General features: G+C 49.7%; 8 protein-coding genes and 1 pseudogene. 4 read left to right on the top strand and 5 right to left on the bottom strand.

All coding sequences use genetic code 11. From position 1 onward, the window contains the following. A partial coding sequence (locus ABY802_RS14155; protein WP_372627773.1) for a transketolase C-terminal domain-containing protein occupies positions 1 to 420 on the top strand: 420 nt, incomplete at its 5' end. After that, entirely contained in the window at positions 417 to 1,460 is a 1,044-nt protein-coding gene (locus ABY802_RS14150) for a malonyl CoA-ACP transacylase (protein WP_372627772.1), read from the top strand. The genes ABY802_RS14155 and ABY802_RS14150, both read left to right, overlap by 4 nt. Before the next feature lie 27 nt (positions 1,461 to 1,487). Here the strand turns inward: ABY802_RS14150 and ABY802_RS14145 are convergent, their stop codons facing one another. From ABY802_RS14145 to ABY802_RS14130, 4 genes are all read right to left on the bottom strand, one after another. Continuing rightward, positions 1,488 to 4,682, bottom strand: coding sequence for an ATP-binding protein (locus tag ABY802_RS14145; protein WP_372627771.1), 3,195 nt, complete (start codon positions 4,680 to 4,682; stop codon positions 1,488 to 1,490). A 97-nt stretch (positions 4,683 to 4,779) separates the two neighbouring features. Further along, positions 4,780 to 5,397, bottom strand: coding sequence for a TetR family transcriptional regulator (locus ABY802_RS14140; protein WP_372627770.1), 618 nt, complete (start codon positions 5,395 to 5,397; stop codon positions 4,780 to 4,782). A 99-nt stretch (positions 5,398 to 5,496) separates the two neighbouring features. Next, positions 5,497 to 6,183 carry a M15 family metallopeptidase gene (locus ABY802_RS14135; RefSeq protein ID WP_372627769.1) on the bottom strand — a complete coding sequence of 229 codons (687 nt, stop codon included), beginning with the start codon at positions 6,181 to 6,183 and terminating at the stop codon, positions 5,497 to 5,499. A gap of 11 nt (positions 6,184 to 6,194) precedes the next feature. Next, positions 6,195 to 7,586 (bottom strand): Na+/H+ antiporter NhaC family protein, encoded by a 1,392-nt coding sequence (locus ABY802_RS14130; protein ID WP_372627768.1) that lies wholly within the window; start codon positions 7,584 to 7,586, stop codon positions 6,195 to 6,197. A gap of 225 nt (positions 7,587 to 7,811) precedes the next feature. On the opposite strand from ABY802_RS14130, the gene ABY802_RS14125 reads away from it, so the two are divergent. Next, positions 7,812 to 8,585 (top strand): hypothetical protein, encoded by a 774-nt coding sequence (locus ABY802_RS14125; protein ID WP_372627767.1) that lies wholly within the window; start codon positions 7,812 to 7,814, stop codon positions 8,583 to 8,585. On the opposite strand, the gene ABY802_RS14120 is transcribed toward ABY802_RS14125, so the two are convergent. Further along, the gene (locus ABY802_RS14120; RefSeq protein WP_372627766.1) at positions 8,544 to 10,715 is read right to left on the bottom strand and encodes a tetratricopeptide repeat protein; all 2,172 of its coding nucleotides are present in this window, start codon (positions 10,713 to 10,715) and stop codon (positions 8,544 to 8,546) included. The two genes, ABY802_RS14125 and ABY802_RS14120, sit on opposite strands and share 42 nt — an antisense overlap. 143 nt (positions 10,716 to 10,858) lie before the next feature. Here ABY802_RS14120 and ABY802_RS14115 point away from each other — a divergent pair. Next, positions 10,859 to 11,089 (top strand): annotated as a pseudogene (locus ABY802_RS14115) (peptidase M14); the annotation flags it as partial.

The raw sequence follows: 11,089 nt of genomic DNA, 5'->3' as shown, positions 1-11,089 counted from the left end.
GCCGTCTTTAACCAGGAGCTTAAGCAGGGCATGGGTGCAACGCCGCAACTTGCCATTATTAGCTATGGTAATGGTTATTATTTAAGTCGTCAGGCGGCAGCAGAGCTGGAAGATGCCGGTTATTCCCTGCGGCTGCTGGACCTTCGCTGCCTGGTGCCGCTGCACCTTGATGCCATTATTGCCGCGCTGGGAGACTGTTCACAGGTACTGATTGTCGATGAATGCCGGAGCCGTGGTTCATTAAGTGAGGAGTTATTTACCGGGCTGTGTGAAGCGAGGCCCGGCTGTTATCAGCTTAGCCGGATCACCGCTCACGATAGCTTTATTCCGCTGGGTGCTGCCGCTTATGCGGTATTGCCGTCGAAGCAGCAGATTATCGATAAAGTGCAGCAGTTGCTAAGCGGAGAAAGTGCAACATGAACCAGAAAAAAACCGCGTTGGTGGTATGTCCGGGGCGCGGCAGTTATAACCGGCCCGAGCTCGGCTACATTAAACAACATAAGGCTGTGGATAGCCCGTTTGTGCCGCAGCTGGCTGGCTTTGATGTACTGCGCGCAGAACTTAATTTACCGACGGTGACGGCACTGGATAGCGCCAGTCAATTCAGCAATGCCGTTCATGTTAAAGCAGAAAATGCGGCAGCCCTTATTTTCAGTGCTGGCCTGGCGGACTTCGCCCAGATTAATCGTGACACCTTCGACATCGTGGCGGTGACGGGTAACTCGATGGGCTGGTATACCGCACTGGGGTGTGCAGGGGTATGGCAGGGGCCTGATAGCATGCAGCTGGTCACCGGTATGGCGCAGCTTACGGCCAGTGCTGCCGGCGCGCAGTTTATCTACCCACTGCTCACCAGTGACTGGCAACCCGATCTCGATAAGCACTCTCTGCTGGCAGAACAATTGTATCTGCATCAGGGGGCCTTGTTTATGTCGATAGCTTATGGCGGTTATGCAGTACTGGCAGGCACGCAAAGTGCGGTGCAGCAAGCCATGAAGGCGCTGCCACCTTGTGACGACAAGTTTCCGTTGCTGTTACCTGGTCACGCGGCGTTTCACAGCCCGTTAATGCAGCCAGCGGCAGATCAGGCGCTGGCGCGCTTTAGTGAGTCGCTTTTTGCCGCGCCACAACTACCGCTGGTGGATGGTCGTGGTATTGTCTGGCCGGCTTTTGTGGCACAGCCTGCAGCGTTAAAAGCCTATACGCTGGGCCAGCAGGTTTACGATACTTTTCATTTCAGTAGGGCTGTGCAGGTAGCAGTGAAAGAGTTCGCCCCTGATCATATTATTTTGCTAGGGCCAGGCAGTGGTCTGGGTGGTGCCGTTGCCCAAAGTCTTATTGCCATAAACTGGCAGGGCCTGACCAGTAAGCAGGACTTCAGCACCGCTCAGCAAGCCGCCATGCCATATGTTCTTAGTATGGGTATGCCGGAGCAGCGCCAGCTTATTACCAAAGCCTGATTTAAGCTGCCCTGCAGGTTGGCGGTTTTATGGCTGCAATGGCAAGGTCAGATAAAATGTAGTGCCTTTACCTGGTTCTGAGACAAAAGAAATATCGCCGTTCATTGCATGCATCAACTCTTGTGACAGGGCCAACCCTAAGCCCGTGCCGCCATGCTCCCGGGTATTGCCGGCATTTTCCTGGGCAAACCGTTGAAATATCCGTTGCTGAAACTCCCTGGCAATACCCGGTCCGCTATCTGAAATAGCGATAACAATATTTGATGCTTGCTGTTGCACCCGGATAATGACTTCGCGCTGTTCTGGCGAAAACTTAATGGCATTGGAGAGGATATTTGCCAATACCTGCAGTAAGCGATTTTCATCTACCATGGCCGTGGTAACGAGGTCATCTGGCGCAGGATCGTAACGTAAGCTTACTTGACGTTTATGACCATAGGGCGAATTTTCGCTTACCGCTCGCTGCACAATTTCTTCAATATCATGGCGTTGCATGGTAAATACCATCTGATTTGCTGCCAGCTTTTCCAGATCGAGTAAGTCGTTAATTAACAAGGTTAAACGTTGACTGTTGCTGTTGGCAATTTGCAGTAATTGCTGTGTTTTCTGTTCGTCGGCACGTAACGCTCCGGACAGCACCAGATTAAGCGCGCCACTGATTGAGGTAAGTGGGGTGCGCAGTTCATGGCTGACCGTAGAGATAAACTGATTTTTCATTAAATCAAGGTGCTGCAGTTCATGATAAGCGTCTTGTTGCTTTTTAAGGCTTTGCTCAAGCTCGTTAGTGCGCGCTGCAACTGCCTCTTCTAACAGGATATTGACCTGATGTACCTTATTGATATGTGATTTAACGATATAACTGATCAAGGCAATGATGGCTACAGCGAGCATTAGGTGGACGGAGGTGCGTTGCCACCAATGCGGCTGAACCACTATTGCTAACTCACTGATTTGACCACTAAAAAGTTGCTGGTTATTACTTGCTTGCATTAGTAGGGTATAGCTACCTGGCGCCAGATTGGTAAAAGACGCAATGTTGCCGTTATTTAACTGCTGCCAGTTATCGTCATAGCCGCTTAATTTATAGAGGTAACGGTTGCGGGCGGGGTTATTGAAATCAAAGCTGGCGAAATGAAACTCTACCCTGGACACGTCTGCCGGGACCGTTATCGATTTTAGCGGTGTTAACCGGCCACTGGCGGTAGCCGGCTTTTGATCAAAGGTCACTTTGGTAATGGCCTGGGCAATTGATGGCAGTGGCTCAAGCAGCCGGTCTGGTACCACTAATTCGATGCCTGCGTCAGAACCAAAATACAGCTGTCTGTCATCTTCAGCTACGGCATTAAACATCATTTCATTGCTGTTTAAGCCATCTACCTGATTAAAATGGGCAATGTTGCCGTCAGGCTTTATTACATCAAGACCGGCAGTACTCATTACCCAGATATTATTCAGTTTGTCGGTGTGGGCCCCGACCAGCGATTTACCGGCAAGACCGGTATCGGTATCAATTAACTCTACTGCACCACTATCCAGATAAACTCTTAATAAGCCTTGCTCAGAGCAGACAACCACACTGTTTTGCGGAGCATGCGCCAGGCAGGTAAGCTGGCCGGTGAAATCGGGTGAGAGTAATAATGAGCTGTTTATAATCGCCATTGGCACAATGGATAACGTTTGGCGATCGAGTAAATACAGGCCGCTTAACCGACTGGCCAGCCAGATATGATCAGGGGTTACCAGGGTGGCCTGGATTGCGTCGCCTACCATAGTCTGGCTGATATCAGCTAAAAAATGGTTAACGCCTTGGGTCTGGTTATCAAACAATAAAACGCCGTTATTCCAAAGGTTAATAACGGTTTTATTATCGTCAGTAAACCGGATATCCCGGGCATTTTGTTGTGGCAGGTTCAGGGCGGTATAGGGTGTGGCAAACCGCCTGAATTTGCCTGCTGTGGTGTCATACTGGAATATGCCGTTGTCGGTGCCTACCCAGATAACATTATCCGGCGCGCGGCGAATAACATTGACCCGGCCGGGAATATCAAATTGCTGCAGCTGCCGGCTGTGATGAGAATAGCGGCTCACGCTGCCTTGTTGACCAAACCACAGTTGTTCGGGTTCTGCCAGCAAGCTTAACAAGGGAGCCGTAATGCTATTTTGTAAGGAGGCCAGCGCCTCATCTGCGGTGTTTTGAAACGCACTGCGCTGTCGTGTTTTAAAAAATAAACCACTTTCACGGGTACCTACCCAGGTCACCTGACTTTTATCAATAAAAAAGGTCCGGACATTAATATGTTCAAGTTCCACGTAATTTTGTTGGAAACGTCTGACAAAAACCCGTTTTACCGGGTCAACTGAATAGATACCATTAAAGGTTCCGATAAGTAAATTTCCTTCAACGCTGGTACCCAGGGCATTAATAACGGGGAGTGGCTGTTCATCAGGCAACCTTACCCTCTGAAAACGCTGTAGCGCCGGTTGATAGACAAATAACCCACGGCGGGTACCAAGCCAGAGCTCGTCACCAATAACCTGCAGTGCCCGGATCACATTGTCAGCGTTGCTATCACCATGTGGGTACAGGGGCTGGCCAAATCCTTTGCCGTCCTGCCAGCTTATTAAACCGCCTGAGGTGGCAATCCAGATTGTACTATCAGGGGTTTGGGCGAAGTCCCAGATCCGTCTGCTGGGTAAGATATCGGTTTGCTGGTCAATACGACTAAAGCCAGATGTCTCGTCATAGCGGTTAATGCCTTTGGTTGTGCCAACCCAGACCCGCTGTTGCTGGTCAGTAAATAACTTTTGCACAAAAGGACTTGCCAGCAAATCCGCCTCGCCGTCAAACAGCGCTATTTCGCCATTTTCGGCATGGATTTTTGCCAAGCCATAACCCCAGCTGCCAGCCCACAAATTGTTTTGCCGGTCAAAGGCGATAGCATCGATATCTGGCACAGATTTCAGCTTGGTCAGGGTGGTGTTTAATAACGGATGCGGCTGAAACTGGTAACCGTCAAATTGCATTAAACCGGTATTGGTTGATGCCAGCCACAGATAACCGTGGTTATCCTGAGTAATACTATAGGTGCCCACATTGGGTAAGTTATTGTCTATCAGTACTTTTTCAAAGTATGTGGCGTTCGCCGCCGCTACTATTAATAAGCCGCAACTAAGCAAACTACAATTCAGAAATGTGATAAGCCGTTTTAAAATCAGAGACATCAAACTCAATACCGCCGACACTAAGGAAGTTTCAGTGTGTTTGATGCTGCCACCGAAAGCAAGGCTGAACCGCTAAAACGGTACGTTGTCAGCAATGTTACGGTCGTTTTAACCCTTGCAGCATGGTGTCTATTAGTGCAGGAGCATGCTGCATCAAGTCACATTGCTGCGGTTTTAATAAAAAATGGCTGATAATGCCGCCGACATACATATGCATAGCATTAGCTGCCAACTGGGGCGAGATACCGTCCCGTAAGTTGCCCGCGGCCTCAGCCCGTTCAAAAGCCCGCTGCATCACGGCGATGGTTTGGGTATCTAATTCATCTTGCTTGGTTACTGCCGGATTTAATTCGTCGATATATTCACAACGATGAAAAACAATGGTCAGTACTCGGCGTTTTTGCTCACTACTGGCAATGAGTTGTAAGCCATGAGTAAACAGCTGTTGCAACTGACTGAACGGATCGGCGGCCAGATTATTGTCAATTTCCGTTAACAATGTTTGAAACGGTAGCCTCACCCGCTCCAGCATGGCATTAAACAGATCCGCTTTGTTTTGAAAATGCCAGTAAATGGCGCCACGGGTAACGTTGGCGGCCATTGCAATTTTTTCCAGGGTGGTTCGTGATACCCCATGTTGAAAAAACAACAGCTCGGCAGCGTCCAGAATGGCGGCGCGGGTGCTCTCGGCTTCAGCTTTAGTGCGTCTGGGCATAGTTAAAAATGATTAGAGTGGTTTAAAAATAGCATGGGCGAATACTATCAGAACATCAGGCATAGCTCTAATCACAATATCAGCCACTGATTGCAGTGTTTACTTGATAACAAAGTCAAAATACTGCTCGGTATATACCGGTGGCTGGTGGGTAAAATGCCACCACTCCATGCTGTACACCTTAAAACCGGCCTGCAACATAATGGTTTCCAGTAACTGACGGTTCGCTTGCTGCGCTTCACTGATAGTAGGGTTGCCGACATTGGATACCGGGTCAAACATATCAAAAGGCGAGCCCATATCCAGCGGTTGCCAGTTGCCATTATCATCTTTGGCAGCCAGGGTTAAATCGAGGGTGCTGCCACGGCTATGGCCGGATTTCTCCGCGATATATTCACCCACCAATTGGTCTTTACCCAGGTTGGGGTAATACTCAGCTTTGGTGCTGGTGTCGGCTAAATCGCTGGCCCAACGCATAAAGTGGTTAACGGCACGCTGGGGCCGGTAACAATCATAAATGAACAGGGTTAAACCTTTAGCCGCTGCCAATTGCTGGGCAGTTACCAGCGCGTTAGCTGCATTATTTTGCAAATAACATTTATTGGCCTGATAGCCATCCACCTGACTGCCAACAAAGTTATTGCTGCCAAGGTAGGCCATATGAATTTGCGCATCGGGCAGCAGACTGGCGACATCAGTAAAGTCGGCTGGTACTGATGGCTCAGCAGCAAGCGGTAACGGGCTGGTCAGAGCCAGCAGGGTGGTAAGCAGAGCCATTTTCATCATTGTTATCCTCGTTAGATCATCAGTACGCCGGCAATCACAAAGCTGAGTAAGGCGATGGCGCCACATACCAGTGCATAGGGCAGCTGGGTTTTTACATGCTCGAGTAAATCACAGCCGGCGGCGACTGAGCTTACCGCCGTACTGTCAGAAATAGGCGAGCAGTGATCGCCAAATACCCCACCGCTTAATATCGCCGCCAGAATAAGTTGTGGCGGCAGGCCGAGCAGGCTGACCATTGGCATACCAATGGGAATAAGAATAGCAAAGGTGCCCCAGCTGGTGCCGGTGGTAAAGGAGATTAACGCGCCGGCTAAAAACAGCAGCGCCGGAATAAGCACCTGCGGTAGGTTTTGATCAACAATGCTGGCAATAAAGGTACCGGTGCCCAGCAGTTTTAAGCTGGAGCCTAGTGATAATGACAACAGCACGATAGTAACCAGCGGCAGGAGTTCACTAATGCCCTTAAAGCCGATATCGACCAGTTGCTGATGTTTAAAACGGCGGCTTAGCAGCATCATGGCATATACCACCACGCAGGCCAGCGCTGTGGCGTACAGTACGGATTTAGAACCCGAGCCCTGGACCAGCTGGCCGTTACCGGTTAGCAGCATAAAGCCCAGCATGGCGCCAACCAGAGTGACTAGTGGCACTAACATAAAAGATGGATGGCTGGGGGCAGTCTCAATTTCGCTATGGTGCGATAAGGTATGTAGCTGCAGCTCGGATTTACGCATCGGCCCGTATACTTTGCCACTGATAATGGTATACAGCACCACCAGCAGGGTAGTCAGGGCGTAAAAATTCAGCGGGATGGTGCCAATTAAAATCGCTACCGGACTGTCAGGTAAGTCATAGGTGCTTAACAGCCCCAGAATATAAGCGCCCCAGCCATTGAGTAAAATAATAATGCAAATAGGTGCACTGGTACTGTCGATAATATAGGCCAGGCGGGCCCGGCTCATTTTAAATTTATCAAATAAACCGCGCGAGCTGATACCGGCAGTCAGCGAGCTTAAGTTAGATTCAATAAAGGTTACGCTACTGATGAAAAAAGTCAGTAAGCCAGCCTGGCGGCCGTTGCGGGCAATACCTTTATTCACCAGCATCGCCACCGTGGCCGACACCCCGCCGGAATAGCGCATATAGGCCAGTAAGCCTCCAACTAAAAGCGAGAACATTAAAATGCGGGCATTGTCACTATCACCGGTAACGGCAATAATCCGCTCCAGGGTCTGAATGCTGCCATCAAGTAATAAACCGGCGCCAAAACTCTGGCCGTTTTGAATAAATATTAAAAGTTCAGCACAGCACAGTGATAACAACAATGCCAGAATCACTTCTTTGCGCCACAACACCACGGCAATGGCAACAAGCGCCGGAAGCAGGGTTAACCAGTCAGCCACCTTAGGCTCCTTTTTATTGTTTTTATACAGGTATTTTATACAGATACTTTTATACAGATAAGCATGCCAACGGGCAAGCCGGCCACTGGCGTTTTAGCTGATTTCTGCTTTACTTAGCAGGCTCTACATTAAATATAATTAACCTGAGGTTTGCCTTCGAATTCTGGTGGCCGTATCGCCGGTGAAATGCAGCATCAATACCTTCAAAAACAGGGAGTGCTGGTTATGCGTTTTTTCCATTTACTTTTGCTAAGCCTGCTATTTGGCAGTTCTGTGGTAGAGGCTGAATTAATCCGCGGGGCAGGCAGAGGCTCAGAAACATCCACCAGTCCGCAAAGCTATGCTTTATATGATAACAGCTTTATGAGAGACGGGTATTTACAGGCTGGGGCGCCGGCCATTAACCGGGTCAGCTTTACCAGTGGCGACTTACCGTTGTTGGCAGTGCCTCGGGACTGCTGGTTGATTATGCCTTATGACTCGTTCCCACCACCAGAGTACTGGCAGGAAGAGCCTTGCTACTACCAGTTCTATCAAGATGAGCAACTGGACTTTGAAAGCGCCTTAATTTGGGACTTTCCTTCCGCCTTTGCCGCTGATTTCCGTTGGACCCTGACTCAGGGCGAACAAAGCTGGACCTTTGCTGCGTTAAGGGAGAATGGCTTTAACCCGGCGGCGTTGATGCCGAGTGATTTATTGCCTGGTGCATACTCGCTAACCTTTAACAGTACTTTTTATTCCGGCCTGGAACGGGATTTTTATTACCGTAATAATCGTGATGAGTGTTTTCCTGTTTTTTATGAGGATGAGGGCGATGAAAATTGTTACTACCAAGGCAGACGCTCTGATGTATTAAGTTTTAGTTCGCCGTCTGAACAGGTATTTATTCTGGAACCGCGTGCGGTGCAGGTGCCATTACCGTCTACCTTAAGTTTATTTGCTGGCTTTTGCTTGCTGCTAATCAGCCGGCGCCGGTTGCTTGGCGCGCGTCAACACTAGCTGCCGCTGCTCGCTAAGTGCTTTTTCTAGTTGCTGGCGCAGTGGCGCCAGCTGCTTGGTCGGAATACTATGCAAAATAGGATCGTAAAAGGTCCACCATTCGCGCCAACCATACGCCAGTGCTTGTCGCAGTTGTTGCACAGCTTGTTCGTTATTGCCTTCTAAGGCGGCCAGTCGCGCTGCAAGATGATTCAGGTAACTGTCTCGTAACTCGCCCTGCATAGCATCGTTAAGTTGCTGCTGACAACGTGCCAGCAGTATTCCAGCCTCTGCTTCTTTATGCTCTTGCATTAATGCCCAGGCGATTTCAATGGCAGGGCTACACATCGGCATTGCGTATAAATCTTCTGCGGTAAAAGTCCGGTAGCTTTCTATCAAGAGTTTTACAGTGCCAAGTGTTTCGCCAGCGAGCATTTGGTACCAGGCCATTTCAAATTTCAACCAGCGATCATCAGGCTGAGCAGCAATTTTAAATGCCATTTCCTCAAACAACGTTGAGAAGTTACCGCTACGCAATAAATAGCTATTTCGAAACCTTGGAATATCTGCTAATTCCGGATGCTGTATCGTCAGACCAAGACTTAGCACTAAACCGAGATAATTGCGGTGATAATCTGTATTTTCGGGTGAAATATGATGAGCTTGCTGCCAATGGTAAATGCTATCGGCCAGTTCGCCCTGATGAAAGGCGTTTATTGCCAGACCGGCATGTCCTAATGGTGATTCAGGGAAGTCTTGTAATAACTGGGTAAAGCTGGCGCTGGCTTTAACAAACTGACCGCGAATTGCCTGTTCATAGCCACGGTTATACAGTATCGCCACCGACACCGGATCCAGCTGATAAGCCCGCTCCAGCGCCTGTAAAGACTCTTTATACTGACCGTGTTGCTTTAGCAGCAGATACTGCCACATATGGGTCACTGCCAGGTTAGGATTAAGTGCTATCGCCTGCTGATAAGCCGCCAGTGCTGGCTCAAACTGTTGTTGCAGCTCCAGCATTTTACCTTTAATCGCATAGGCTTCAGCGAGCTGTGGCGCACGGATAAGGGCTTTTTCCAGATACTCTTTTGCCAGCACGGTAGCGATATCCACGTCAATAATACCAAACTCTTTGCTGCCATCGCTCAGTAATAGCAAGGTATCGGCCAGGCCAACATAGGCCAGCGCATATTCCGGATCCTGGGCTATGGCTTGTTCAAAGAGTTTACGGGCCTGCTGCATAGCCTCGCTGGTTTGCAGCCGGTATTGCTCGCGGGCTTTTAAATAGCTGATATAAGCATCGGCGCTTTGGGTGCTGGCATTGGCGGATAAATCTAACAGCGAACTGCCTTCTGGCAGGCTGGCTTGCAGCGCGTTAACCACACTGCGGGCGATTTCGCTCTCCAGAGCAAACACATCGGTTAGTTGGCGTTGCAGCTGATTGGTCCATAAGGTCTGGCTGTTACTGCCATCCAGCAGCTGCACGCGAATTTGCAGCTGCTGGCCCTGTAAGCTGATGGTTCCGGTAAGCAGGCTGGCAACTTGCAGCCGGCTGGCAATATCAAGCAGGCTTAATTGCTGGCGGCTGAGTATCTGACCGGAGCTGGCAGACGCTACGGTTAACCCTGGTGTGCGGCCAAGCTGACTGCTGATTTCTTCCGCCAGGCTGTTCGTTAATAATGTTAGCTCGGGGCTGTTAGCCAGCCCGGTAGTATCCGATTCCTGAAGTAGCTGGCTAAAAGGCAGTACCGCAATAGAATTTGCAGCCAGCATGTTTGCAGATTCGGGCTTAGCTGCTGGGCGGCTAAGTAGATAATACTGGTATGCCAGCAGGGTGCTAACGATGACAATCAGCAGTATCGCCATAAACTGGCTGCTGCCAAACATAGCGGGAGGCTTACCGTCAGTGGCAGCAATTAGCTGCAACCGGCCACTATGATACTGATAAAACCAGGCCAGATAGCACACTACAGGAGTGGCCGCGATCAGGCTAATCGCCGCGATATTGCCAACCGACGGCGGCAGTACTAACAGCTGTGATACGACGGCCACCACCTGCAGCGCCAGCCAGACAATAATCAGGTAGGCCACTACTGTCCTTAACACCTTGCGCTGGCGCAGTTGCTGGTAAAACTGACGGGGGCTGTGCAATTTAAACGATCCCTGTTGCCTGAACTTTGGTTAAGCTTAGCTTACCGTTGCTAAAAGTGCCCTGTACGGCTGGTTATGTTATGGTTAACATTTGTACCTGTCACCACGCTTTGAAGATTTCAGCAAATAAAAATGAGGATGCTATGTTGAAGCAAGTATCGTTATGGTTAGCATTAAGTGCCATGCTGTCTGGGCTGGCCACGGCGGCAGATTATGCAAAATTCACCACGCCCGGCCTGGCGAAAGGCCAGATAATCCACGATGATATTGCGCCGCTGATTAAATACTACCAGCAGCAAGACTGGCTTGAAGTAACAGAGTTGGGGCGCTCAGTTGAGCAGCGGCCGGTGTATCTGTTTAAAATTGGCCAGGGC

The organism is Arsukibacterium sp., from assembly GCF_041616895.1.
In the GTDB taxonomy this organism is placed as follows: domain Bacteria; phylum Pseudomonadota; class Gammaproteobacteria; order Enterobacterales; family Alteromonadaceae; genus Alishewanella.
The sequence above is the reverse complement of the archived record's forward strand: the minus strand, read 5'-3'. Positions and strand labels throughout refer to the sequence as shown.